The 25,079-nt window shown below is 44.5% G+C and carries 23 protein-coding genes; 10 read left to right on the top strand and 13 right to left on the bottom strand.

What is annotated here, in order from left to right; translation table 11 throughout:
- Positions 1 to 18 precede the first annotated feature (18 nt).
- Positions 19 to 840: an alpha/beta fold hydrolase gene (locus MKX46_RS17060; protein WP_341071527.1), complete on the top strand. Its 822-nt coding sequence runs from the start codon at positions 19 to 21 to the stop codon at positions 838 to 840.
- A gap of 105 nt (positions 841 to 945) precedes the next feature.
- On the opposite strand, the gene MKX46_RS17055 is transcribed toward MKX46_RS17060, so the two are convergent.
- From MKX46_RS17055 to MKX46_RS17045, 3 genes are all read right to left on the bottom strand, one after another.
- The gene (locus MKX46_RS17055) at positions 946 to 1,161 is read right to left on the bottom strand and encodes a cold-shock protein (RefSeq protein WP_013308357.1); all 216 of its coding nucleotides are present in this window, start codon (positions 1,159 to 1,161) and stop codon (positions 946 to 948) included.
- A 131-nt stretch (positions 1,162 to 1,292) separates the two neighbouring features.
- Positions 1,293 to 1,493, bottom strand: a complete 201-nt coding sequence (locus MKX46_RS17050; protein WP_007428290.1) for a cold-shock protein — start codon at positions 1,491 to 1,493, stop codon at positions 1,293 to 1,295.
- A gap of 386 nt (positions 1,494 to 1,879) precedes the next feature.
- On the bottom strand, positions 1,880 to 4,315 hold the full coding sequence (locus MKX46_RS17045) for a LamG-like jellyroll fold domain-containing protein (protein WP_341071526.1): 2,436 nt from the start codon (positions 4,313 to 4,315) through the stop codon (positions 1,880 to 1,882).
- Positions 4,316 to 4,745: 430 nt separating this feature from the next.
- On the opposite strand from MKX46_RS17045, the gene MKX46_RS17040 reads away from it, so the two are divergent.
- Positions 4,746 to 5,090: a DUF805 domain-containing protein gene (locus MKX46_RS17040; protein ID WP_318628183.1), complete on the top strand. Its 345-nt coding sequence runs from the start codon at positions 4,746 to 4,748 to the stop codon at positions 5,088 to 5,090.
- A 319-nt stretch (positions 5,091 to 5,409) separates the two neighbouring features.
- Positions 5,410 to 5,808, top strand: a complete 399-nt coding sequence (locus tag MKX46_RS17035) for a hypothetical protein (protein ID WP_029516862.1) — start codon at positions 5,410 to 5,412, stop codon at positions 5,806 to 5,808.
- Between the two features lie 128 nt (positions 5,809 to 5,936).
- Here MKX46_RS17035 and pyk read toward each other — a convergent pair whose 3' ends face one another.
- The gene (gene pyk / locus MKX46_RS17030) at positions 5,937 to 7,352 is read right to left on the bottom strand and encodes a pyruvate kinase (RefSeq protein ID WP_029516863.1); all 1,416 of its coding nucleotides are present in this window, start codon (positions 7,350 to 7,352) and stop codon (positions 5,937 to 5,939) included.
- A gap of 179 nt (positions 7,353 to 7,531) precedes the next feature.
- Between pyk and MKX46_RS17025 the strand changes: the two genes are divergently transcribed.
- Complete coding sequence (locus tag MKX46_RS17025) at positions 7,532 to 8,320, top strand: helix-turn-helix domain-containing protein (protein WP_341071525.1); 789 nt, start codon at positions 7,532 to 7,534, stop codon at positions 8,318 to 8,320.
- Positions 8,321 to 8,417: 97 nt separating this feature from the next.
- On the opposite strand, the gene MKX46_RS17020 is transcribed toward MKX46_RS17025, so the two are convergent.
- The 7 genes from MKX46_RS17020 to MKX46_RS16990 form a co-directional block, all read right to left on the bottom strand.
- On the bottom strand, positions 8,418 to 8,822 hold the full coding sequence (locus tag MKX46_RS17020; RefSeq protein ID WP_069010127.1) for a hypothetical protein: 405 nt from the start codon (positions 8,820 to 8,822) through the stop codon (positions 8,418 to 8,420).
- 102 nt (positions 8,823 to 8,924) lie between these two features.
- Complete coding sequence (locus MKX46_RS17015; protein WP_341071524.1) at positions 8,925 to 9,512, bottom strand: hypothetical protein; 588 nt, start codon at positions 9,510 to 9,512, stop codon at positions 8,925 to 8,927.
- Between the two features lie 432 nt (positions 9,513 to 9,944).
- The gene (locus tag MKX46_RS17010; protein ID WP_029516869.1) at positions 9,945 to 11,363 is read right to left on the bottom strand and encodes a sucrose-specific PTS transporter subunit IIBC; all 1,419 of its coding nucleotides are present in this window, start codon (positions 11,361 to 11,363) and stop codon (positions 9,945 to 9,947) included.
- Positions 11,364 to 11,430: 67 nt separating this feature from the next.
- Positions 11,431 to 12,906, bottom strand: coding sequence for a glycoside hydrolase family 32 protein (locus MKX46_RS17005; protein WP_165149228.1), 1,476 nt, complete (start codon positions 12,904 to 12,906; stop codon positions 11,431 to 11,433).
- Between the two features lie 181 nt (positions 12,907 to 13,087).
- Positions 13,088 to 14,110, bottom strand: coding sequence for a LacI family DNA-binding transcriptional regulator (locus tag MKX46_RS17000; protein ID WP_165149230.1), 1,023 nt, complete (start codon positions 14,108 to 14,110; stop codon positions 13,088 to 13,090).
- Positions 14,111 to 14,278: 168 nt separating this feature from the next.
- The gene (locus MKX46_RS16995) at positions 14,279 to 15,121 is read right to left on the bottom strand and encodes an aldo/keto reductase (RefSeq protein ID WP_039274230.1); all 843 of its coding nucleotides are present in this window, start codon (positions 15,119 to 15,121) and stop codon (positions 14,279 to 14,281) included.
- Between the two features lie 31 nt (positions 15,122 to 15,152).
- Positions 15,153 to 16,349 carry an MFS transporter gene (locus MKX46_RS16990; RefSeq protein ID WP_340953823.1) on the bottom strand — a complete coding sequence of 399 codons (1,197 nt, stop codon included), beginning with the start codon at positions 16,347 to 16,349 and terminating at the stop codon, positions 15,153 to 15,155.
- A 188-nt stretch (positions 16,350 to 16,537) separates the two neighbouring features.
- On the opposite strand from MKX46_RS16990, the gene MKX46_RS16985 reads away from it, so the two are divergent.
- Positions 16,538 to 16,903 (top strand): winged helix-turn-helix transcriptional regulator, encoded by a 366-nt coding sequence (locus tag MKX46_RS16985; protein ID WP_013368959.1) that lies wholly within the window; start codon positions 16,538 to 16,540, stop codon positions 16,901 to 16,903.
- Positions 16,904 to 16,981: 78 nt separating this feature from the next.
- Here the strand turns inward: MKX46_RS16985 and adhP are convergent, their stop codons facing one another.
- The gene (gene adhP / locus MKX46_RS16980; RefSeq protein WP_029516874.1) at positions 16,982 to 17,998 is read right to left on the bottom strand and encodes an alcohol dehydrogenase AdhP; all 1,017 of its coding nucleotides are present in this window, start codon (positions 17,996 to 17,998) and stop codon (positions 16,982 to 16,984) included.
- A gap of 217 nt (positions 17,999 to 18,215) precedes the next feature.
- On the opposite strand from adhP, the gene MKX46_RS16975 reads away from it, so the two are divergent.
- Positions 18,216 to 19,052 (top strand): carbonic anhydrase, encoded by an 837-nt coding sequence (locus MKX46_RS16975; RefSeq protein ID WP_341038387.1) that lies wholly within the window; start codon positions 18,216 to 18,218, stop codon positions 19,050 to 19,052.
- A 111-nt stretch (positions 19,053 to 19,163) separates the two neighbouring features.
- Here MKX46_RS16975 and MKX46_RS16970 read toward each other — a convergent pair whose 3' ends face one another.
- A complete protein-coding gene (locus tag MKX46_RS16970; RefSeq protein ID WP_341071523.1) occupies positions 19,164 to 20,450 on the bottom strand; it encodes a Gfo/Idh/MocA family protein in 1,287 nt (428 codons plus the stop codon).
- Between the two features lie 138 nt (positions 20,451 to 20,588).
- Here MKX46_RS16970 and MKX46_RS16965 point away from each other — a divergent pair, with 138 nt between their 5' ends.
- The 4 genes from MKX46_RS16965 to MKX46_RS16950 all read left to right on the top strand — a co-directional run bounded on the left by MKX46_RS16965 (position 20,589) and on the right by MKX46_RS16950 (position 25,051).
- Positions 20,589 to 21,425: a helix-turn-helix transcriptional regulator gene (locus MKX46_RS16965; protein ID WP_341071522.1), complete on the top strand. Its 837-nt coding sequence runs from the start codon at positions 20,589 to 20,591 to the stop codon at positions 21,423 to 21,425.
- Positions 21,426 to 21,916: 491 nt separating this feature from the next.
- Complete coding sequence (locus MKX46_RS16960) at positions 21,917 to 22,612, top strand: response regulator transcription factor (RefSeq protein WP_029516878.1); 696 nt, start codon at positions 21,917 to 21,919, stop codon at positions 22,610 to 22,612.
- A gap of 1 nt (position 22,613) precedes the next feature.
- The gene (locus MKX46_RS16955; protein ID WP_029516879.1) at positions 22,614 to 23,669 is read left to right on the top strand and encodes a HAMP domain-containing sensor histidine kinase; all 1,056 of its coding nucleotides are present in this window, start codon (positions 22,614 to 22,616) and stop codon (positions 23,667 to 23,669) included.
- A 221-nt stretch (positions 23,670 to 23,890) separates the two neighbouring features.
- A complete protein-coding gene (locus MKX46_RS16950; protein WP_341071521.1) occupies positions 23,891 to 25,051 on the top strand; it encodes an alpha/beta hydrolase family protein in 1,161 nt (386 codons plus the stop codon).
- The last annotated feature ends 28 nt before the right edge of the window (positions 25,052 to 25,079 follow it).

Below are 25,079 nucleotides of genomic sequence, written 5' to 3'. Positions count from 1 at the left end.
TCTAAAGGGGTGAACACGATGGGATATTATATTGAGGTGGAACGCGGCGTGAAGCTGTATGTCGAGGATATTGGAGAAGGCATCCCTGTTCTGATGGTGCACGGCTGGCCGCTGGATCACCGAATGTACGAATACCAGGCCGCCTTGCTGCCTGCTTACGGGTATCGCTGTATTCAGATCGACCTTAGGGGGTTCGGCAAGTCTGATCGACCATGGCATGGATACAATTATGATCGATTGGCAGACGATCTGCTGGCTGTGATGCAGGCACTTCAGTTAAATCAGGTACGGCTGATCGGGTTTTCCATGGGGGGAGCTGTGGTTACACGCTACATGAGCAGACACCGGGGATTTGGCGTCAGTCAGTTGATCCTGATCGGAGCAGCTACGCCTCGATTCACCCCAACCAGCGACTTTCCTTATGGTACTCCTGTCACAGAGGTAGATAAACTCATCAAACAAGCCTATACAGATCGTCCACAACTGGTAACTTCTTTTGGCGAAATGTTGTTTGCCAATCCCGTCAGCCAGAGCTTGCGCGACTGGTTACGTGACCAGGGCTTTGCGGCAACAGTTCATAGCATGGCTTGTACTTTGTACTCACTACGTGACTCTGATTTGCGCCCTGATTTGCCATGTATACACGTGCCCACCTGGATTCTACACGGCAAGCTGGATCGGGTCTGTCCTTTCCCCCTGGCTGTCCAAACTCAAAAAGGAATTGCCGGATCAAGACTTATTCCTTTCGAACGAAGCGGCCACGGTGTGTTTTACGAAGCGCTACCCGAATTTAACTCTATCTTACTGAGCATACTAGCCCCATCCTCCGCACATAATTGAAAACCTGTTCATCCTTATGTATAATTTATATTTATAAAAAACAAAAAAGACGCCTCAGCGCCGTTAATGGCTATGGGGCATCTTTCACTACAAACATTTATCCGCTTAGGATTGTTTGGTATGGTTGAAGCTCGTATTATTTAAAACAGCCAGCTTTTTCTCGCCCTTCACCATGGCAGAACCGCAAATGGGGCATGTCGGCTCGACAGAAAAAGCGAAGTTATCTCGCATCCAGCCGTTACATGTATCGCTGGCGCAATTCCAGACAGTTGTAATTTCCTCAGGAATCTCATCCATTGGCTTTTTCCGTGAATTGTACATAAACATCCCTCTTTCTTCATGATTTATAAAGCGATAAGATGTAATCAGTTCAAAAACGGTCTTATGAACAGATAAAAACAAATGCCCCAAACGCTATGTTCGGGGCATCTGAAGTAGGCTGTAATTTAAAATTACAGTTTTACAACGTTCTCAGCTTGTGGTCCACGGTTTCCTTCAACTACGTTGAATTCTACGCGTTGGCCTTCGTCCAAAGATTTGAAACCTTCGCCTTGGATTGCGGAGAAATGTACGAATACGTCGCTTCCACCTTCAACCTCGATGAAACCGAAACCTTTTTCTGCGTTAAACCATTTAACTGTACCTGTTTGCATGGAATTACCTCCAAAATGTATTTATATGACCTTTATTTTTTACAAATAAAAATTCACATATTGCACAAGGTTATTTCAACCTAAAACAATAGCCCTCTACAATATGCGAATCTCAGGTCACAATCTCAATATACTCATATTACCATAAGTGTATTGAAAACGCAAGCACTGGTGAATTTAATTTATGCAGAGTGCTTATGTTCTCTATTGCTGCTTCAAAGCTGTGTTCATTCGGCGGGAGCGAGTCATTAACGCCTACTTAAAACATTATATCCGCAGTTGCTACCTATTATACCAGCAATCAAGAAATAAATATACAAAACATTGCGCAGGAGACGAACTTCTTAATAAAAGCCCATCTCCTGCGTTTATTTGCTTATTTTGAACTACAATTCTGCCAGTGCTTTAATTTCCTCTGCTGTCAGCGCTTTGTTATACAATTGAACTTCATCCAGGCTGCCATTGAAGTAAGCATCGGCGGCAAAGCGGCTTTTGCCGAGATAAGCCTCGCTCGTCAGCAACTCATTGGGATTAAAGGTAATACCGTCATTAACAGCTACTTCCTCACCATTTACATACAATTTCCCTGTATTCCCTTCCAGTGTAACCGCTACATGTGTCCACTGGTTTAGCGGTAATGATGATTTGGAAAGCAAGCTTTGATCCGTACCTTCATGGATTGTAAACTGGAGTACACCGCTACCTTGGGAAGGGGTAAGAAACATATGCCGGGCTTGGCCGTTGCCGAAGTCAAAAATCCGTTGCCAAGCTGCACCGCCCTTCCAGTTCACCCAAGCGGAAAAGGTAAAATCCTTCGCATCTGTTACTGTATTTGGTAGTTGCACGTAACCATCCTTACCGTTTAGGACAAGCGCACCGCCAAGCTTCCCGTCTTTATCCCATGCACCACCACCATAGGTCTTACCATCAAATTGATTGTATGTGCTGTCGACAACCGTAGTTCCTTGATCTTCACTCCACGAATAGCGTGCGAGCTGAGAACCTTGGGCCTGCCCGGGAACAATGGCTGTAAAGCTTTTCTTAGCGGTGGCTTTGTCCTTTTTAATGGTCGCCGTCAATGTAACTTTTACAGGCTGAGAACCGGCTTCTGGACGGTATACATCACCTGTCACAGAAATATTCTCCGGGTGGGTGGACTCCCATGAAATAGTGGTATCTTGTGCTGCTTGAGTAGGTAGCGTCAGATTATAAAGAACATTGCTCGTATCGCCCAGACTAAGGTCCTTCTGCACAGCAGTTACAATCTTGCTGGCCTTCAGGTCAGGCTTTAGCGAACCCCATACCGCAACACCCTTGGAGGACAACGCGGTAAAAGCAAGCGTCTTGGCACCTGTGTCTGGATCACGGTGCCGCAGGAATACACCTTTGTACTTCGTGCCCTCTGCTGTAATTTCCAACTGATTGTCTGCCCCCAACTTCCATGTACCGTTCACTCCACCAGACAGTTTGCCACCGCGATCCAGATTGACGATAACAGCTTGCTTAATATTTGCCGAAATTTCCTTTCCATGATTTACATACGAGTATTGACCGAGGACATCCTTTTCTGACAGCCTTTTCAGTGAATCCTCATCTCCCGAATAACGATAAGGAGCAACCACAGGCCAACCGTCAGCGTTCATGAACATTTCATGTACCCGCACTTCAAACTGTTCGCCTCTCCCAGGGAAACGTGAATGAAAAATGACAAAATGCTTTTTCGTCTTGGGATCATAATAAGCCGAGTTGTGTCCGGGCGACACATAGCCTGCACCCAGTCCTGTACCCGGATCACCAATTTCTCTTGGAATCAGGTAATTACCTATCAGTTTGACACCGTATGGTTCAATGGAAGCGTCATCAAAAAGTGGTTTGTCCGGATTCGCCTTGACCTTGATCATATCGTTGCCTTCAGCATCGTAGAAAGGACCATCCGGTGTTTTGGACCGAGCCACCCGCAGGTTGTATCCGCCATCCGCTGACAATCCACCATACGATAGGAACAAGTAATAGTAGTCCGTTTGCGGACTGTATTGTATGTACGGCCCTTCCATACGAGCATGGTTGCCGCCTGTCAGCTTTTTCCCGTAGCCTTGACCTGGGAGCGGCTTCCCTGTTTTTTCATCCATCTGCATAATGAAGATGCCTCCTGAGTAGGAGCCATATACCATCCACAGCTTGCCGTTCTTATCGTAAAAGGTGTCCGGGTCCACGGCGTTCGGATGCTTGGTTGCGTCATAGATCGCCCCATCCTCACTCGGTTGGTCCCACATACCGGATTTTAGAAAAATCCCTTTATTCTTATACGGCCCTTCAATTTTATCAGCAACTGCTAGGCCCATTGCTGAACGCGGGGAATCACCTTTACAAGCGTTATAATACATATAGAACTTGCCATCTGCCAGTTGAATGACATCAGCTGCCCACAGCGTGTCTGTCTGCGCCCAATCCAGTGCTTCCTTTAATTCTTCTTTAACGTTGGGAATTAATGCATTACCATTCGCCACTCCTGTAGCAATCGTATCCCAATTCATGAGGTCTTTGGACTTGGCAGCCGCAAGATGGGAGCCAAAAATGTAAAATGTGTCTTTCACTTTCAGGATGGATGGATCATGTACGGAAGTCTCCTTGAAGGAAACGGCCTTTTTACTTTGGATTGAAAGGTTCCCCATATCTTGAGCCTGAAGGGAAGTTTGACCCACACTTTGAGCCTCAACTGTATCTAAATTGAGTGTTTGCTCGGCGCCTACCAAAGAAGCAGGCAACAACAGCGCACCTGCGAGTGAAGCTGCCGTTACTTTACGAACAAATAAATGCTTCATAAATTAATCTCCTCTCGTTTTGAACATCCCTGATAACATAAAACAATTTTGGGAAAGCGGTCAGGATTATGTTTGTATTAACTTCTTCGCCCTCGAATTTAAAGTTACTTATCCCTCCTGTCCAATTTAAAGCGCTTTCAATAGATTTGAAAAATAAAAGCACCTTCTGTTAAGAAGGCCTATTCAAACCTGACGGTTAACCGTACCTCTATATTATTCAATGGATATGGAAAATTCAATATGTAATTTTATATTTTTATAAATTATTCACTGTATTATTAATTATAATAAATGTATTGCTTTAATTCCTAGTTTAAAGTTATAATTTTACAAGTAAAATTCTATATGTTACCTGCCGATATATTTAAAAACAACTGTTTTATGATGATTATAATACAAATATTTACATTTTATGAGGAGGTGAAAATATATGCAATGGTATTTAAATGGATTAAAAAACTATGTAGGATTCCAAGGTAGAGCAAGACGTACAGAGTATTGGATGTTTGTTCTATTTAGCGTAATTGCCAGCTTTATAGTCGGTCTGATCGATGGTCTTGTGGGCTTAACTCCGATATTGACGTACATTTACTCTCTGGCAGTCTTGCTGCCATCCTTGGCCGTTCTGGCCCGTAGACTGCATGATACAGGCAGAAGCGGATGGTGGATTCTAATCGCTCTGATTCCTCTTGTAGGGTCAATTATTTTGATTGTATTCGCATGCCAAGACAGTCAGCCTAACGACAATAAATATGGAAAAAACCCTAAATTGTAATGGTTGTAGTTGTCTAAAAACCTCCTTCACTTTTGTGAAGGAGGTTTTTTTCATATCCGGCAGAATTCAAAGGGTAAAATTACTTCCATTATTCACATCCGTGAATTTTTTTAGCTTTACCTGTTTACATTCTCCTCTTTTAGTTTATTTTAAACGAGTATTAAGCTGGCACTAAGATTGGGTGTGTATGATGTATATTAGAATCTGGTAACTACATAAGCCGGATCGGCTAAAGGCATAAACATTACTCCCGTTGGATATCCATATAAGGCTCCACTCTGTCAGAAATTGAATGAAACACAAAGGAGATTTTACACTTATGAATCGAAAACGAATGTTGGTCATCTGTACACTGTTGCTGGCGTTGTCTATTGGGCAATCTTCTACTTGGGGAAGTCGGGCTAATGCTGCTACACTGGCTCCAGAGAGAGCCCCTCAGGTACAGGATAATGAAGCTTCCAAGGATGATGAACTGTTGAAAACATTGGGCGCATCCTCGGATGAGCAATTATATGAAGCGTTGTATAACGGTCAAACCTTGGCAGATATTGCACACACCAATAATCAGGATGCACAGGCTGTCGTTGATTTACAAGTAGCTCAGTTAACGGAGCAGTTGGATCAACGACTGGCTAATAAGAGCATTACGCCTGAGCAATATCAAGCCCATAAAGCAGAATTGACACAAGTCGTTGCTAAAAGTGTGTTCGGGCTGTAAGTCAGTGACGTACGTGGCCAGCTATACGCCGTAGTTCATGACACCCTCAGAGGTGCTTCTTAATTCATGTCAAAAAGGCGCTCCCCCGACGGGATGGCGCCTTTTTGCTGTCTATATTTTGTTGTAAATTACACTTGGTATACTCGGATCAAGTTAGTGGTGCCCGCCTCAGCGACTGGAACACCCGCCGACAGGACTACAGTGTCACCTTTATGGATATATCCTGCATTCAGAGCGTTACGGATGGAGGATTCGAACATTTCATCCGTTGTAGCTACTTTATCCCCTTTGATCGGGAACACACCGGATAACAGGCAAATTTTAGCGAATACCGTATTATTCGGAGTAACCGCAATAATAGGCGCCTTCGGACGATATTTGGATACCATACGTGCCGTGAATCCACTGGCAGTCGAGGTAATAATCGCTTTGGCATCCAGCTCCAGAGACGAACTTACCGCACCCTGACTAATCACTTCGGTAATGTTGGTGCTCTGACGTGCTCTGCGCTTATCGAACTGCTCCTGATAATCCAATTGTGATTCTGCACTGGCAGCTACCGCAGCCATGGTCCGTACAGACTCGACAGGATATTTACCTGCAGCAGATTCACCTGACAGCATAACAACATCGGCTCCTTGCATAACGGCATTAAACACGTCACTAACTTCAGCTCTCGTCGGACGCGGGTTCACCTGCATGGATTCCAGCATGTGGGTAGCTACGATAACGGGCTTGCCGACCAGATTACACTTGTCGATCATTTCTTTTTGCATCACAGGCACATCTTGAATCGGCACCTCGACGCCCAGATCGCCACGGGCTACCATAATGCCATCGGAAGCTTCGATAATATCATCCAGGTTTTCCATGCCTTCAGCATTTTCAATTTTGGAATAAATTTGGACATGCTCCGCATGATGGCCCTTCAAAATCTCACGGATTTCGCGGATATCGTCGCCTTTACGCACAAAAGAAGCCGCAATAAGCTCAACGCGCTGCTCCACCCCAAATTGGATGTGTCTCACATCTCGCTCCGTCACGCCTGGAAGGGTTGTATGAATCCCTGGCAGGTTTACACCTTTTCTCGGCTTCAAAATACCGCCGCTTACAATATTACAAATCATTTCCGTACCTTCGATGGAGGTTACAGTCAGATCAACCAAACCGTCGTCAATGAGAATGCGGTCGCCTGGTTTGATGTCCTTCGGCATATCCGGGTAATTCACTGAAATACGATGCTCGTCCCCTAGAATCTCTTCTGTGGTCAGAATGAGCTGGCTACCTGGCTTCAGCAGACAAGATGCCTCTCTCAGCTTGCCAATCCGTATTTCCGGTCCTTTAATATCCATCATGACAGGGATAAAGGTATTCATTTCCTTCGCAGCCTGACGCACATTTTCGATACGTTTAACGTGATCTTCCAGCTCACCGTGAGCCATATTCAAGCGGGCTACAGTCATACCAGCCTGGATCATTTCTTTTAACAAATGAATGGAGTCACAGGCAGGTCCCATAGTACAAATAATTTTCGTTTTAAGCATAGTAATGTCATCCTCCTGAATGTCTTTACTGTATGGTTTCTAATTCCATTTTGCTTCTCTATCTACATTAAACTTATATAGCTCTATTCTACCTGTACCCGTGCACCAAGACTATGAACTATAGTATGATGAATGTACTACAGTATAACGAAAGTTGAAGACATCGGGGAGTGATTTTCGTGATTACATTGATAGATATACGGCAGGATAACGGTGTGGACTGGTATGAAAAGGCTGGTGCAAATAGCGACAACGATGACTTACTGTTCATTTTGGTCACCTTTGGCAAATGTGTATATTGGGTGAACGATTGCAAATTCATTCTCGGTAAGGGTGAAACACTGCTTTTACCCGGTCATCTGGATTACTATGGCAAGAGCATTCCTACGCTTTTTCATACCAAGTATGTGATACATTGCCGCAAAACATGTACGAACAGCACACTTCCCATACTGAATACCGACAAGCCGTTGTTGATCAAACCTGGATGCTACGATATGCTGCATGAACGGATCAAATCGATGTACTATCAATGGACTGAACACCCAAGCTACTACACCATGATGGCTGACTGTCTGCTGACCGAGGCCATGATATATATGAATCAGGAATGGGACAAAGGCGCCATTTCTTGCGATCGAGAGCGACATGTGGAACATATGAAACAGTATATCCAGAACCACTACCGGGAAAAGGTGACCAAGGAGGAGCTTGGCGACGCCATCCGTAAAACCCCCAATTATGCCGCGACGCTGCTGCGTGAGGTAACACGCCAAACGATCAGTGAGCATGTACATACGCAACGTATTAAAACCGCCATCTACATGCTGACCGAGTCCCGGCTAACGATTCGTGAAATTTCGGAGTATGTGGGATATAGTGATGTTTCCTATTTTCATCGGATCTTCAAACGGTTAACAGGCTGCTCGCCGTCCGAATTTCTGGATGAACGTTCCTCCATCGTTTAGAACTACAGAAATAGGACTATGGGAAGATGATACGAAGCAATTTTGAATTTGAAGCTAGAAAAAAGAACGCTCATTTTTTTGAGCGTTCCTGGGAAAATCAGTTTTCTTCCTCTTTTTTTTCGTAGGTGAAATTTCTTAAAATGACCTGTTTTGTTTTAGAAGTTATTTCTTCTCCCTTATTATCCAAATTTGCAACCTGATCGCTTTGGTACTTGTTTGGAACCTTAACGGGATAAAAATCTCCGTGCTCAGTTAACAGGACATGGGGTTGTTTAGATTCAGCTAGATGAGTTAGTTCTTTCTTTCTCTCTGGTGAGAGCTGGTTAGAATCATCGGTTGCCTTAGTCTCAGTTTTGGTTACACTGGTTTTAGAATCGCCGGTTACCTTAACCTCAGTTTTAATTTCATTAGCAAAAGTTTGGCTTTGAATGACGGTTATAACCCCTCCGATAAGAACAGTTAGACCTAAGACAACAACACTTGTTCTTAATCGCTTGTTCACACGCACACACCTCCCTTCTCAAAAGATGTATTACGTATTTTAGAAAATATTAGTATTATAACGAGTTCATAAAAAACATAATAATCGTTAAATAAAATAGTATTAAAACGTAACGTATCCATTTCCTGAAATCGTATAATCATTGAGGTTAAGTACCATTACCTGATATTCTCCAAAACCTGGAGCTTTAATTTGAAAATCCCTATTTTCATCTGTATATCTTCCATAAACGGCAAAAACCTCTCCCAAATAATTTTTGTTCACAAGCAGGTAACCTACTTCAGGGCTGGACCAAGAACTACCATCTGCCCATTGTACTACATGGAAATTCAGGATAGCTGCGTTATTAACCGAAAACTTATTAGAGTAAACAGCCCCATCGTCTCGAGAATGGTGACTAAATGACCATGCTCCCAATGACATAGGAGAAATCTTTTGATCGAGTTGAGTCTTTTCTTTTTCAACAGCAATTGATTCTATGGGTTTCGCATTTTTGATAACTTCATTATATTCTTCAGGCGTCAAACCGCTCAATAGTGAATTCGAATTAGCAATTGAAGAATATGGTGGGAATAGAGACGATGAAGAAGATTCTTTAGCCGATGAAGAGGAATCTGCGTAGGAGCTTGTAGGGCTCAATCCGATGGCTACCAGCATGACAACTAGCATAGTTACAAGAAATTTTTTCACGAATAATTGCCTCCCAAATACTAAATTTTAACAACATTTATATAATAACACACAAAATACCCATAGTGTACATATTATTTGTAATTTTTACCTCATTGACACAATATTTCGTCTCCTTCCGGAAGTCTGACAGATAAAAATGGACAATCATTCAGCATGAAGGGAGCATTTTCAGTCTATTGGGCGTTTAAAAACGGACTAACGTCCAAAGTCCATTTCATTGAGATGCTCTGAAACCATTGCGTTATGAGCCGACTGTTGGCCAAAGCCAAATTACGTATCCGGATACGTAATGATAAAGTCTATAAAAAACGGTCTCCCCACCTGGAAGCTTCTCTAGCATCCCTTTTCAACAAGGGCCTAGAGCGCTCCAAAGTAGGGCGACCGTTATAGTTCATTTATATGCGAATCTGTGCTTATTCCGAAATCATATTAAGTTGAAGAACCCGCTGTTTTGACCTCTTCCAGCATTTTATCGTTATAGCCAAACATCCAGGTCAGGACAAAGGCTACAACCATAGCAGCCAAGTTCGCCAAAATGTAAAGCGGAAGCTGATGGTTCATGTAGAGCAACGTGCCTGGAATGACTGTAACTGCCATACCTGTAGCCGCCAAATGGAAGAGTGAAGCGATAAAACCGCCAACCGCACCACCGATAAGCCCCATGACAAAAGGCTTCATGTATCTCAGGTTGACCCCGAAAATAGCCGGTTCCGTAATCCCCAGAAAAGCAGACAACGAGGAAGGAAGTGCTAACGCTTTTAGCTTGCTATTCTTCGTTTTCAGTCCAACCGCCAGACAGGCAGCACCTTGAGCAGCCATAGCGCAGGTAATGATGGCGTTAAAGGCGTTCGCGCCGTTCTTTTCAAGCAGTTGAATCTCCAAGAAATTAAAGATATGATGCACACCTGTAACAACGATAATCTGATGCAAGAAACCGATGACAATCCCTGCAATACCGAAAGGCAAATCCAGCACAAACGTTGTTCCGTGCAGCACCCATTCTTCGAGTGAATGGAAAATCGGACCGATGGCAAACAATCCCAAAGTGATCATGATCAACAGTGTTAAAAACGGTGTGAGAATCAAATCTAGCGCTTCAGGCACCCGTTTGCGCAGCGCCCGCTCCAGCTTGGCTCCGATCAAGCCCACGAAGAAAGCTGGCAATACCGAGCCTTGATAGCCCACCACAGGAATGAATCCGAACATCGTCAACGGGTGGGCTGAACCGTCCGCAACACTATAAGCGTTGGGCAAGGCTGGATTTACCAGCATCAGACCGAGAACGATACCCAGCACTGGACTACCACCGAATACTCTAAAGGCTGACCATGCGACTAACGCTGGCAGAAAAGCAAAGGCCGTATCTGTTAATACTTGTGTGTACAATAGAAAATTGGGTGAAATGTCCTGTGGCGTCATGCCAAGTAGAGCGAGAATTTGCGGCTGAGTGAGCAAGCCACGTAGCCCCATGAACAGCCCTGTAGCGACCAGCACAGGAATAATCGGTACAAACACATCACCAAAGGTACGGATGGAGCGCTGGAAGACGTTCCCTTCCTTTTTCGCCTGACTCTTCACCTCTTCTTTAGATGAACCAGTCACGCCAAGCTTTTCGACCTCTTCGAAAATTCGATTTACCGTACCTGTACCAAAAATAATCTGATATTGCCCGGAATTGAAGAAAGCACCCTTGACCTTGTCGATCTCCTCAACTTTTTTCTGATCAATTTTCTCCTTGTCATGCACCATAATCCGCAAGCGCGTCGCGCAATGAGCAAAAGATGCAATATTTTCTTGCCCACCGATTGCCTGGATCACTTCTTTAGCTATTTCTCTGTTCTCCGCCATGATGTTCATCCTCTCGTTGATTCCGTTATGTTTGATGATTAACGATCCACTTGATGTTTTAGCCTACTCATGTAAAATCCCATTTCACCGCCTGGAAGAGAGCCTCTCCCTTGTCGGCAAAAAAGCGTATTTCGTCACTCTCTGGATGCGGAAAAATACGACTGGTGAACACCTCTTCCCCATCATTGACGAAAATCTCAACCGAAGACGTATCTACAAACAAATGAAGTTTGATATGATCTTTATCCCATGAACACTGCCGTATCTCACCATACGAAGTGGCTACAGGCTCACCTGATTGCGAACGATCCAATACAAGTTTGCGACTGATGGCATCATATTTAATTACCGTTTTCTCAGTCTCACTCGCACGGAATTCAATACCAAACATCTTAGCGCTTAAAAGATCTACCTCACAGATCAGCTCATAGGCCGTACCTGTAAATCCTTCATAGGTTTTGCTCTCTGAGAATAACGTGTCAGCTACCCGATCCTCACGATTTCTGCGTAGCGTAGTCAGCTCAGGAATTGGCCGCTGCAAGAGTTTGCCCTCATGAAGCGTAAGCTCCCTTGGTAATGTCAGACAATGAGCCCATCCGTTCGGATCTGTGGGATAGTCGATATCCGGCAGACCCATCCATGCCACCATAATACGCCGCCCCTGCGGGTCAATCATCGTCTGTGGCGCATAGAAGTCAAAGCCTCTGTCGAGCTCGTGGAATGCGCCGTGCTCCAGTATTTTTGTACCGGTATCTAACGGCTTGCCGATTACGTAGCCCGATTGATAAATATTGTGATTTTCATCCCCGGAAGGCTCCAAGCCCTGAGGAGAAAAGATCAAGACACCTGCTTCGTTCAGTTCAAAATAATCCGGACATTCCCACATGTAGCCAAACGACTCCAGCCCTGTGCACAATTCTCCCTCAAACTCCCATGAATGAAGGTCGGTTGATCGGTAGAGGACGGCGCAGCCTGTTAAATTCGTTCTTTGGGCACCAATCACACAGTAAAAGCTATCGCCGTCTTTCCATAGCTTGGGATCACGAAAATGGTCTGTATACCCTTCTGGCACATTGGAAATAACGGGGTGCTCCCATTTAGTAATGCGACCGTTCTCGTCCATAACAGCCATGCATTGATAAGGATGTCTGATCCAATCTTCATCTCGTGCATTTCCCGTATACAGCATATATAATTTGCCCTCATGCTCCAGTGCGCTGCCTGAGTAAGCCCCATGTGAATCAAAATAATCCCCAGGTGCAATGCCAATACCCGCACTATTCCATGTGGCCAAATCTCTGGATTTCAAATGATACCAGTATTTCATCCCATGATCCGTTCCGAGTGGAAACCACTGATAAAATAAGTGGTATTCACCTTGGTAATACGAAAAGCCATTAGGGTCATTGAGCAAACCTGTCGGTGGCTGGATATGAAACCCCTGCCGCCAGTGACATTGCTCCACTTTCTCCTCCAAGCTGGCTATTTCACCGGGCTCTGCCTGCTCGATCATTCGATACTTTTGTTCTCTTGTCATTTTCATAGTTGTACCTCATTTTTATTAAAACTTCGCCTCAGGAACCGGTTCCAAATTAGTGAAAAAAATATTCTTTCGGAACCGGTTCCCATACGATTAAAAAAATGCTCATCCATGGATTTGCAACCGATTCCATTTATGTCCGTATACTATGGAACCGGTTTCGAAGAAATTATAATCCACTTGTTCAGCGTTTGTCAACGCTTTCTCTTTCGATAAGGGAATAATTCATGACCGTCACTTTTTCTACCGATTTATGTTCTACCAGCCGCATAATATTTTGCGCTGCTACACGTCCAGCATCCATATACGGATATTGAACGGTTGTCAGCGCAGGGTGAATGACCTCCGTAATATCGTATCCCCCAAAGCCAGTTACCGACAAATCCGACGGAATGACAATCCCTCTGGAATAAGCCGCATTGATTACGCCCAGCGCAATATTATCCGTAGCACACACCATTAACGTTGGCTTGAAATTGTCCAAAATAGCGGATGCAGCAATTCGTGCATCGGACATTTTAAATCCGGTCTCATAGTATCTGATATCATACCCTGCTGCTTGCATCGCATCGTCCGTACGAGACTCAGTAGGCAATGCATCGCGTACAGCCTGCCTAAAGCCCTCCTTGCGCTGCACACCGACGGCAACATCCTTTTCAGTAACACCAACGTAGGCAATTTCGCGGTGTCCCTGAGACAAAACGTACGTGCCAATATCATATCCTGCACGATAGTCATCATGGATAAGGCTATGAAGCTGCTCGTGCTGCTGGCCCACCAGCAACACTGGAATACCGATGTCACGAATCGCGGTCAGATGGTCGTCTGTAATTTGAGCAGCCAGCAAAATGATACCCGAAATCTTTTGTCGGCCCAGCTCATAAATGGCTTCGATTTCACGCTGTACATCCTGGCTCGTATTGGAGATCAGCATCTGATAATGCTGAGAACGCAGTTCCTCATCAATCCCCATCAGCGTATGGGATGTCGCAAAAGAATCCAGACGCGGCACAACGGTGCCGATAATGTTGGTCCGCTTCGCCTTAAGACTCTGGGCAAAGGCATTGGGCACATAGCCCGTGGCTTTAACCACTTTTTCAATTTTTCGTTTCGTATCCACGCTGACAGACCCGCCGTTCAAAAAACGGGATACCGTGCTCTTGGATACACCAGCCATTTGGGCTATATCTGCAATTGTCTTATTCATGAAGTCCCCCGGAGATTTTTCGTATTCACAAGCTTCCAAAACGTCTCTTTTCACATAACCCTATAATACCATATGGCGGGATTGGATTGCTGTGGCTCCAGACCCATCATGCACAAAACGCCGTCCCTTCAGTGAAGAAGGAAACGGCGTCTCATGATGAACGTAATTTTAAAAATCAAAGTTATCCGGATCTGGACCTACCCGAAGATCGGCATTTAACGCCTGAATTCGATCCATATCCTCGCGCGTCAGTTCGAAGTCAAAAATATCGGCATTTTCGACGATCCGATGCGCCTTGGTAGACTTGGGAATGGTGACAACTCCCTGCTGCACATCCCAGCGTAAAATCACTTGCGCCACCGATTTACCATACTTGGTCGCTATGTCTTGCAGTACCGGATGATCCAGCAATTGGCCTTGCATTAACGGGGACCAGGCTTCCATTTGAATGTCGTTCTTTTGACAGAATTGCAACAGCTCGGTTTGGGTTAATTGTGGATGGAACTCCACCTGATTGATCATTGGCTTGATTTCAGCATCTTTCATGAGATCTTCCAAATGATGAATCTGGAAGTTGCTGACTCCAATTGCCTTAATCCGTCCTTCTTTATACAAGGATTCCAACGCTCTCCAAGCTTCTTTATACTTTCCCTGAACTGGCCAATGAATCAGATATAGATCCAGGTATTCCAGACCCAGCTTATCCAGACTGGCTTCATAAGCTGCTCGTGTCTCTTCATAGCCTAAATCTGCATTCCACACTTTGGACGTGACGAACAGTTCTTCTCTGGACAGATTATTTTCCTGAAGGGCTTCCTGAATAGCCTGCCCTACACTGCTTTCATTCGCATAGATTGCAGCTGTATCTATACTGCGGTAGCCATGCTTTACAGCAGCCTTTATAGCATCGACCAGCTCCGAACCTTCCTCCACTTTAAATACCCCGATGCCAAACCAAGGCATACGAACTCCGTTGTTTAACAATGTTGTGCTTTGTAAGTTTTGTGTCATTTTGTATCTTCCTCTCTATTTTTTAAAAGCTTTAACCTGCAATGGTGGTTGTATCCCTTTTTTCGAGCATACGACTCCAGCCTGTGAGCAGAACCGCAACGAAAACCATAATGCTCCCGATCCAGGCTGTATGAATGAGACCGAGTGAATCCGTTACAATCCCGCCTACATAAGCTCCGATGGCTATCCCTGCGTTGAAAGCAGCAATATTAACAGCAGAGGCAACATCGACAGCTTTGGGTGCAAACCGTTCGGCTAACATGACTACATATACCTGTAACCCGGGCACGTTCATAAACGCAAGCAATCCCATAAAGAAGATCGTAATCAGTCCTGCCGTTTTAAAAGGTGCCGTGAACAACAGGAGAAAAAGGATCACTGCTTGAATCAGAAACATGTAAAACAAAGCTGAAAGCGGCTTACGGTTTGCTGCTTTTCCGCCAATGACATTCCCGATGGCAATCGCAATTCCATACAGCAAAAGAATAAACGTTACCGTACTTTGCTGAAATCCGGTTATGTCGTGGAGTAATGGAGATAAATAAGTAAACACCACAAATGTGCCTCCATACCCCAAAGCTGTAATGATAAATGCAAGTAGCAAGCGACCATTGGTAACCAGTTTGACCTGCTCGCGGAAAGGAGTCTTGTTCCCTTTGCGCAGTGTAGATGGCAGCAGAATCAGATTGGCCATGAGTGCCACTACACCGACGACCACAATCGCCATAAATGCAGCCCGCCAACCCCATTGCTGCCCAATATAGGTACCCAAAGGTACACCTGTGACTGTGGCTACGGTCAACCCGGAGAACATAATGGAAATCGCACTCGCTCGACGATCATCCGGCACAAGATCGGCCGCGATGGTGGAACCGATGGACATGAACACCCCATGGGCGAACGCCGAGATCACACGTGCAATCAGCAGCAAGGCAATTCCACTAGAGACCGCAGCAAGGCTGTTACCTGCAATAAATATAATCATGATCCACAACAGCAACGTTTTACGGGGAACACTTGATGTTAATGAGGTCAAGACAGGTGCCCCGATGGTAACTCCTAATGCATACAGCGTTACAGTTAGTGCGGACATCGTTACAGATATGTGCAAGTCTTCAGCAATGAGGGGAAGCAGTCCCACGCTGATGAACTCAGTTGTCCCAATCGCAAAGGCGCTTACGGCTAGAGCCAGTAATGGCCATATACTTCCTTTTGATTCTGGCGACATGTTTTTCCCTCCTATCTATAGAAATCTTCAACCAACAGATGTTATTATGAGTTATTCAAGCAATTATGAACAGTACGTACTTTTTAGTGATATAGGTACCAAAAAGTACCCTAAATAAAGTTCTTTTTGATTAAAACAGGCTGTTAAGGTATGTATAACAGAAAGCGATACACATGGAGGGATCGGCATTGGGGAAGAAAAAATACAATATCTCTGTTGAGGCGACGTTAGAGGTGATCGGGGGGAAATGGAAATGCGTGATTTTGTGTCATTTGACACATGGAAAGATGCGGACAAGCGAATTAAAACGGATGATGCCTTCCATAACACAAAAAATGCTGACTCAGCAGCTTCGTGAATTAGAGGAAGACGGCATTGTCAATCGGATTAGCTATAATCAGGTTCCACCCAAAGTGGAGTACGAGCTTAGTGAATATGGATGTAGTCTGAAAAGCATTTTAGATTCTCTTTGTGCCTGGGGAGAAAGACATATCATCAAAGAATATGGGGATAAATCTGCGGTTTTGGAAGATAACATTCTGAATAAGCTGTAAAGCCAAAAAGAGCGCCTGCAATACATCAGCAGGCGCTTCCTCTCTCTAAATTCCAAGGGTTACCAATTCGATTTCATTTTATTTTGTGAAATCAATAACCATACGTCCTTGGATTTTGCCCTGCTCCATTTCCTCGAAGATCTCATTAATGTCTTCGAGCGGACGTTTTTGTACAAGAGGGACGACTTTACCTTCTGCAGCGAACTGGAACGCTTCTTTAAGGTCTTCACGAGTGCCGACCAAGGAGCCAATAACTTGAATGCCGTCCAGAACCAGACGAGGAATGTCCAGATCCATCTTATCGGTTGGAAGACCTACAGCTACAACACGCGCGCCAGCTTTTACAACGTCGATGGCCTGGTTGAAAGGTGTTTTGGCAACAGCAGTAACCACGGTTGCATCCAGACCAGCACCGTTTGTTAATTCCTTGGCACGAGCGACCGGATCTTCTTTCATGCTGTTAACGATATAGTCAGCACCAATTTGTTTGGCCAGTTCTAGTTTTTCATCACTGATGTCAAAGGCTACAACTTTAGCATTGAATACATTTTTGGCATATTGCACCGCCAGGTTACCCAAGCCGCCAATGCCGAAGATACCGATCCATTGGCCTGGTTTGATTTCACTTACTTTAACTGCTTTATATGTTGTAACCCCTGCACAAGTTACACTACTTGCAGCGGCAGGATCAAGACTATCTGGTACCTTGACCGCGTAGTCAGCTGTGACAATACATTGCTCTGCCATTGCACCGTCTACCGTATATCCGGCATTTTTAACTTCACGACACAGCGTTTCCCGCCCAGTTAGGCAATATTCACAATGACCGCAGCTTTCGAACATCCAGGCAATACTTACGCGATCACCAATTTTAAGACTGGTTACTCCTTCACCTAATTCAATGACTTTTCCAATACCTTCATGCCCTAGAACTCTGCCTGTGACATCACCGAAATCTGCATTTTTCACATGTAAATCTGTGTGGCAAACTCCGCAGTATTCAACTTGGACTAACGCTTCTCCATGCTTCAAGGAACGCAAAGGTCTCTCTTCTATACTGACTTTCTTGTCTTTTGTAACAATTGCTGCTTTCATGTAGATCTCTCCTTTAAATAGATATGGAATTATTTTGTAATGTACACTCATTATTATAGTAATTTTTGCCCAAAAAGGACAAATATAAATCTAACTTAAAACTATTTAATCCAAAAACGCTTCTTTCTAAGTCCTTGGACCCTTGTAGGAACTTTGTACAATAATTTACAATGTAAAAAGTTTCACATATTCTATTTTGGAAGAAGGATAAAGAAACATGAAAAAAAACTGGAAAGGTTGCCTGTTCAGCATATTTGCCATTATCTTGGCTGTATCGGTAACAGGATGCAATTCACAGCCCGCCATTTCTAGTACCACTAGCACTTCATCCTCATCAGTTAACAACGCTCATGCAGTTGTTCAGAAAGGCCCACACTGGTCCTATGAAGGAGATCAGGGACCGGAACATTGGGGAGAGCTGGAAAAAGATTTTGTTGCTTGTGGTAACGGCCACGAACAATCTCCTGTCAATATAGAGCATACCCATCTGGAAGCATCGCAAACACAGCAACCGCTGCAAGTTCATTACACTAAAACGAAAGCATCCATTTTGAATAATGGGCACACTGTGCAAATCAATGTTGCCGATGCCAGCAATAACATCATGCTGGACGGTACTAAATTCACTTTAAAGCAGTTTCACTTTCACCACCCGAGCGAACATCAAATTGATGGTAAAAATGCTGAAATGGAGCTTCATTTTGTCCATCAAAGCGACAACGGAAGCACAGCTGTCTTAGGGGTCCTTATCCAAAGTGGCAAAGAAAACAAGGCTTTCAACCGCATTTGGTCCAAACTGCCGAAGGATATTTCCCAAGAAGCGGCTCTGGATGAAGAAATAAATCTCGCTGCGCTGCTGCCAAAAGACCTGCACTCCGTTCGCTACAACGGATCGCTGACTACCCCGCCATGCACAGAACATGTAAATTGGACAGTGCTGGAGCAGCCTATTGAAATGTCCGCAGACCAAATCAACCAGTTTGCTGCCATTTTCCCCGATAACCATCGTCCTGTACAACAACTGGGGACCCGGGAACTGACTGCCGATAAATAATAAAATAAAGTGCCGTAAGATGTAAGGTGCATTCTATATTTGAATACCAAAATAAGACCCCTCTGTTCAATCTAGTTAGAGGGGTCTATTCGGTATTAAATTTACTACTCATTACAAACGCACCAGTTCCTCCACCTTCACTGGCTGACCTGTACGCATAGAGCGGTTGGCGGCGATGCCAGTTAAAATGGACCATGCACCGTCGATATGTGAGGCCGCACGATGGAACCGATCCTCTGCCGGCTTATCAAAAATATCCCGCAGCATAACTGGATCTCCTCCGCCATGACCACCTACGCCTTCTTCTACCTCAACTTCATAAGGTGCTGCAAAGTGAGGATAGATCGTGATGGTCTTCTCTTTTAGCGCACCCTCATCTGCCTTGCTGCCACCGGAATTAACATAGGATTGCTCGGATACCCGAACCTCCATCCGTCCCTTCGTGCCATTAAATACGATGATAAAGCCCTCCCAAGGCATGTAAGCATTCAGCGAATAGTTCATCACCGTCTTGTTCTGATACTTCACCATGACACTCAGCGTATCTTCTATGCTGATATTGTCGCCAAATACGCTTTGATCCCGCACATAGCCATCCTCATGCTCAGCATCCAGATACATACTTTTTAGATGCTCATTACGGTCCAGGTGTAGCGCAAAGGGGTCATTCTCCGCTGCCTTGCTGCCGTAAGCCCGTTGATAAAACTCCGTCACGCCACGCTGCTCCGCATTTTCCCGGCCGTAAAATTTCAGATCTCCCATCGCATACACCGTCTCCGGTTTCGAGCCAAGCCAGAAGTTCATCAGATCAAAATGATGCGTCGATTTATGCACCAGCAGACCGCCGCTATTGCGCTTATCCCGGTGCCACCGACGGAAATAATCCGCGCCATGCTGGGTATTTAGCAGCCATTCGAAATTGACTGACAGCACCTCTCCGAGCGTTCCGTCCATAATAATCTCGCGGATTTTCGTATTATGCGGCGCATAGCGGTAGTTAAAGGTGACGCGCAGCTTCCGTCCCGTGCGGTCTATGGCATCCAGAATGTCTTGGCATTTGTCCTCATCCACCGTCATCGGCTTCTCGGAAATGACATCACAGCCCAGCTCCATCGCCCGGATAATATACCGATGATGCACCCGGTCAATGGTCGTGACAATGACGATATCCGGCTTCGTCTCCGCGATCATCCGATCAAACTCGTGAGCTTTATAGGTCGCAATCGGCTCATGCTCGTATTTCTCCTGCAACAGCCGATTGGCATAATCCATTCTCGTCTGATTGACGTCACAGAACGCGATCAGCTCCGAGGTATCTTTGAAAACCGTAACAACTTCACCGTAAAAAAATTCGGCTCTTCCTCCGGTACCCACAAGCGCATATTTGATTTTAGCCAATTGGCTCACACCCTTTACATGAATTGCTTTTATTTTATAGTATAAGAAAGAGCGAAATCTTCGCTTTTATTATGATTTTTCCCAAAAAATATACATATATTATCCTTATGTATTCTTTCATTAAAGGAGACTATCGATATGATCGCTACACCCCGCTTTGCCATTGAGCAAGCGCTACGGACGGTGCCATTCAGCATGTCCGCCGACCATGTCCACCAAGCGCACGAAATCTATTATTTGCTGGCAGGAGAGCGCTACTACTACATTAATCAGCGGGTATACGCGCTCCAGAAGGGCGATCTGATTTGGATTAGCAAACATGATTTTCACCGTACAAGTAACAAGGGTAGCGGCAGCCATGAACGGATTTTGATTAACTTTGATGAAGAATTTGCAGCCTCGCCAATGACTGTCTCTCCCTCCAGCGATCAGAACCAGCCTCTTCTGCCAGAAAAAAGCTTTCTGCTTCGCCCCTCCGCGGAAGAACAATGCGAGCTGGAGCATCTATTCCAGCAAATGCTGGATGAATACTACCAAGAACATGCCTACCGCCAACTATATCTCCAAAGCTTGCTACTCCAGCTCCTTATCCGCATCCGGCGCATACAATCGACCACTGCCGATACCATTGCACCGGAACGTAGCGAAAAGCAGCAACGCGTGTACTCAGTCATTGCATACCTGCATGCTCATTATGCCGAGAGCCTGTCGCTAAATCAGCTGGCTGAGCATTTTTATATTAGCAGCACGTATTTGTGCCGTATTTTCAAGCAGACAACAGGTTTTACCTTAGTAGAATATCTTCAGGATGTGCGGGTCCAGCAGGCTCGTGTGTACTTGAGAGAAACAAACTGGAAAGTGACTTCCATTGCTGAAAAAACGGGTTTTGACAGCATTGCTCACTTTGGTCGTGTATTCAAGCATCTTACCGGGCACACCCCGCTACAGTACCGAAAAAAATACAAAAAGGAGTAGCCATACGAAAAATCGGCATCTCCTGTTCCAAAGGTTCTCGGAGTTTTAAAACCCGAAGGGTTGGTGTAATCCAAAATGTGCGTTACATCTCCCTTTACATTACGATAATAGCTGTTACTATAGAGCCATGATCCCTTACTGATTTCAATCAGTAAGGGATTTGGAGCGGAATACCCATTTGAGGTATACCATGTTTCATGATCTTCCCATTTGAGTCCTATCAAAGTCATGTGGAGTGCGTAGCTCGGATGGACTTTATCGGAAAAGGCTGAAAACCAAAACTTGTGATGGTTTTCAGCCTTTTCACACCGTCTTTTGATTAGACACACTCCCGGACATTACGTCAAAAGCTATGTGCAGGCCTTCAAGCTGGAATATGTGCATAGCTCGACCGCAGAGACGCTTTGAACGCTACTTTTTTCAATGCGAGAGGATCATGCGGCTCTTGTTTTATAAATTCAGTCCACTTAAAGCGGCTGGGAGGTATAAATATGCTAAAAACGATATTAGTTGTAGACGACGATGAAGAAATCGTAAAACTCATCACAAAGAGTTTAAGATACGAGCAATTTGCAATAATTTCGGCATATTCTGGGGAAGAAGCCTTATCTGCATTGGAAGAAAATAACATCGATTTCATCATTCTTGATATAGTAATGCCTGATATGGATGGACTTGATGTCTGCAGAAGTATCCGAAATTCTTATAATGTTCCAATTTTGTTTTTAAGTGCGCGTGATAAGGACATTGATAAAATCGTCGGGCTCGAAATAGGAGCAGACGATTACATGACCAAACCTTTCAGTATTCAGGAGCTTGTCTCCAGGATAAAGGCTCACTTCAGAAAAGTGGACAGGCTTTTTAAAGAGTGGGATGAACTTAGTCCCAGTAACGAAAAGGCGGATTCTCCGCTCATTTTGAACGATAAGACGTTTGAAGCATTCCTGAATAGCAGGAAGCTCGACTTATCAACGAAGGAATTTCAGATTCTGTCTATCCTCATGCGCCACCCCAATAATGTATTGACTCGTGAACAGATATATGAAAACGTCTGGGGAGACGAATACGGAGAAATAAATACCGTAACGGTTCATATAAAAAATATCCGTAAGAAACTTGGTCCTGAATATGACTTTATTAAAACAATATGGGGCATAGGATATAAATACACGGAAAGAGAGCAATAGTATGAAACTGAAAATAAAGCTTCCTCTTTTGTTCCTGCTGATGTTTATAATATTCATGTTTTCGATTGGAATGTACCTGAAGCTTGTCTTTGCAGTATATTCCCCTATACGCAGTTCATTGCTGGACTCGCGATATATAGCATTGCTCCTGCCCATATTTGCAATTGCCTGTTTCATATTTATTATTCTGATTATCTATATTCATTTTTGCATAGAGAAACCCATTCAGCTTCTGAATACCAGGCTTGAAGAAGTAAATATTGTACATCCACTGCCTCCGCTAGCTCTGAGAAGTAATGACGAGATCGGAGAACTTTATAAACACTTCAATAAGATGGAGCACCGGCTTCAACTCGCCCACAAAGAGCAGATCGAGATGATCGCGGCAATTGCCCACGACTTGAAAACACCCTTGACATCTATTAATGGTTTTACTGAACTGCTGGCTACGCACAAGGATTTACCAGAAACTGAAAAGCAGGAATATTATGATTTGATTCAAAAGAAGTCAGGATATATGGTTGAACTCATCAATGATTTTTCCAGCTTCACCAAAGAAAAACTGGAGTTGGAATCTATGGTAGCTACACCTGTAAAAGCATCAAAATTATTTGAAAACATTGCCCTTGAATATGAGTATGAGTTGGCAGGACTTGACAACGAGCTTACTTGCCGCCATTCATTTACGGAAAATATATTGCTGATGGTCAATGAACCGATGATACGTCGGGTTTTCGGCAACCTCTTTAGCAATGCTGTAAGATATGGAGGGAAAAATAAGCTGAAAGTGTATATGACTGGATACCCGCTAGGACAGTATGCCTTTTTTCAAATCGAGGATAATGGAATTGGAGTGCCGGAAAAGGATATATCTTCTCTGTTCCTCAAATTTTTCACTGTGGATAAATCGCGGCAAATCCAAAAGGGCGGACTGGGGCTGGGGCTTGCAAGCTGTAAATCCATTATTGAACATCATAGGGGCGAAATTTGCGCCTACCCTTCCGAATATGGCGGTTTGGGGATAAGATTCAGTCTTCCCTTGGCCGCACAACACTGATTTTATTTGTGCACATTTTCTTTTACTACAGGAGTTAAAGGCTACTGCCAGGTGTGAACACCCAGGCAGCAGCCTTTTTTATTTTTTCAGTGTTTTATAATTTTTTATATTCTCTTTACAAACATTTATTTTTCTTTTAAAAAAGCTTTATCTTTGTGTTGTAAAAATTACTTGTAGTAAAAAAACTACAATCAATAGAACTGGAAAAGGAGGATGTTACAATGTCAATTGAGTTCAGCCGTTGGCCCAATCACTACATGATGTCATACCAAGTCACCAAAGCTTTAGGTATGGCAAGCCTCGGTGCTACGGATGTCACCGAGATCTACGAGGCCTGCAAAAAAATTGACCCCGATGACAAAGATACGTGGCACAGGGAATGGCTCATAACGGCTCAGGCATTGGAAAGACACGGCAAGGAGGCCGAAACGGCTGGAAACTGGTATACAGCACGAAACTGCTACATTCGTGCCTGCAATTACTACAGAATTGCGGAATATGCGGTGATGGATGATGACACCGAGAAAATCCGTGTATTTAAGAAAGTAAATGAACTCTTCGAAGCTGCCGGAAAGTACTTCGATGTCCAACCGGAGAAGATCCAAGTCGATTACGAAGATGTCAAGCTGGATGGTTACTTCTTCTCCCCTTCCTGGATAAAAGGTCCGAAGCCGACCCTTTTTGCTCTCAACGGTGGCGACGAGTGGTCAATTGAAAACTATTTCTGGCTAGGTCCCGCTTTTATTTCGTGTGGATATAACTTTCTGGTCTATGACCAGCCTGGCACCGGCCTCTCGCTGTACGAAAAGGGAAAAGAAAGACGAGCTGATAGTGAGGCTTTCCATTCCCGAGCAATCGACTTTCTTCTAACGCGGCCGGAAGTCGATCCCGATAAGATTATCGTGCACGGTGAGAGTTTTGCGGCTTACGACTCTTTGCGATTCGCTTCGTTCGATCACAGGATTGCTGCCGTCATCTCCGACGGCGGTACGCACGCCTTTGATTGGGATGCAATGCTTAAATGGATGCCACCGAGTCTGGCCGCACATGGCATGAGAATTCTGGGGGCAAAAAGCTTGGAGGACTTTGCGGGTAATCCGCGTTTTGCCTATGATCTTGAGGGCGTGCTCCACCAGATAGAATGTCCGCTTCTTGTAATGCACGGAGCGGAAGAGATATTGGTTCAGCCAAATCCGCTGACACAAGCCTTGAAAAATTATGAGCAAGCGGGTTCGAAAAACAAGACGTTCTTCCCGATAGAGGATAGACGACTTGGCGGATTAGAACACTGTCAGGTAGACAACATCAACGTGCTGCATGAGGTAGCGCTGAATTGGCTCTGCTCAATTGGGCTTGGGCCAGCCGCACCTCGCCCTGAGTGATTGCCAAGACGTCATAACGTAAAAGTCT

The organism is Paenibacillus sp. FSL P4-0113 (genome assembly GCF_038009305.1).
Classification (GTDB): domain Bacteria; phylum Bacillota; class Bacilli; order Paenibacillales; family Paenibacillaceae; genus Paenibacillus; species Paenibacillus polymyxa_D.
The sequence above is the reverse complement of the archived record's forward strand: the minus strand, read 5'-3'. Positions and strand labels throughout refer to the sequence as shown.

Coding starts and splice junctions, on each gene's coding strand:
- MKX46_RS17060 (WP_341071527.1), top strand. CDS start 19: ATGGGATATTATATTGAGGTGGAACGCGGCGTGAAGCTGTATGTCGAG.
- MKX46_RS17055 (WP_013308357.1), bottom strand. CDS start 1,161: ATGTACAATTCACGGAAAAAGCCAATGGATGAGATTCCTGAGGAAATT.
- MKX46_RS17050 (WP_007428290.1), bottom strand. CDS start 1,493: ATGCAAACAGGTACAGTTAAATGGTTTAACGCAGAAAAAGGTTTCGGT.
- MKX46_RS17045 (WP_341071526.1), bottom strand. CDS start 4,315: ATGAAGCATTTATTTGTTCGTAAAGTAACGGCAGCTTCACTCGCAGGT.
- MKX46_RS17040 (WP_318628183.1), top strand. CDS start 4,746: ATGCAATGGTATTTAAATGGATTAAAAAACTATGTAGGATTCCAAGGT.
- MKX46_RS17035 (WP_029516862.1), top strand. CDS start 5,410: ATGAATCGAAAACGAATGTTGGTCATCTGTACACTGTTGCTGGCGTTG.
- pyk (WP_029516863.1), bottom strand. CDS start 7,352: ATGCTTAAAACGAAAATTATTTGTACTATGGGACCTGCCTGTGACTCC.
- MKX46_RS17010 (WP_029516869.1), bottom strand. CDS start 11,363: ATGGCGGAGAACAGAGAAATAGCTAAAGAAGTGATCCAGGCAATCGGT.
- MKX46_RS17005 (WP_165149228.1), bottom strand. CDS start 12,906: ATGAAAATGACAAGAGAACAAAAGTATCGAATGATCGAGCAGGCAGAG.
- MKX46_RS17000 (WP_165149230.1), bottom strand. CDS start 14,110: ATGAATAAGACAATTGCAGATATAGCCCAAATGGCTGGTGTATCCAAG.
- MKX46_RS16995 (WP_039274230.1), bottom strand. CDS start 15,121: ATGACACAAAACTTACAAAGCACAACATTGTTAAACAACGGAGTTCGT.
- MKX46_RS16990 (WP_340953823.1), bottom strand. CDS start 16,349: ATGTCGCCAGAATCAAAAGGAAGTATATGGCCATTACTGGCTCTAGCC.
- adhP (WP_029516874.1), bottom strand. CDS start 17,998: ATGAAAGCAGCAATTGTTACAAAAGACAAGAAAGTCAGTATAGAAGAG.
- MKX46_RS16975 (WP_341038387.1), top strand. CDS start 18,216: ATGAAAAAAAACTGGAAAGGTTGCCTGTTCAGCATATTTGCCATTATC.
- MKX46_RS16965 (WP_341071522.1), top strand. CDS start 20,589: ATGATCGCTACACCCCGCTTTGCCATTGAGCAAGCGCTACGGACGGTG.
- MKX46_RS16960 (WP_029516878.1), top strand. CDS start 21,917: ATGCTAAAAACGATATTAGTTGTAGACGACGATGAAGAAATCGTAAAA.
- MKX46_RS16955 (WP_029516879.1), top strand. CDS start 22,614: ATGAAACTGAAAATAAAGCTTCCTCTTTTGTTCCTGCTGATGTTTATA.
- MKX46_RS16950 (WP_341071521.1), top strand. CDS start 23,891: ATGTCAATTGAGTTCAGCCGTTGGCCCAATCACTACATGATGTCATAC.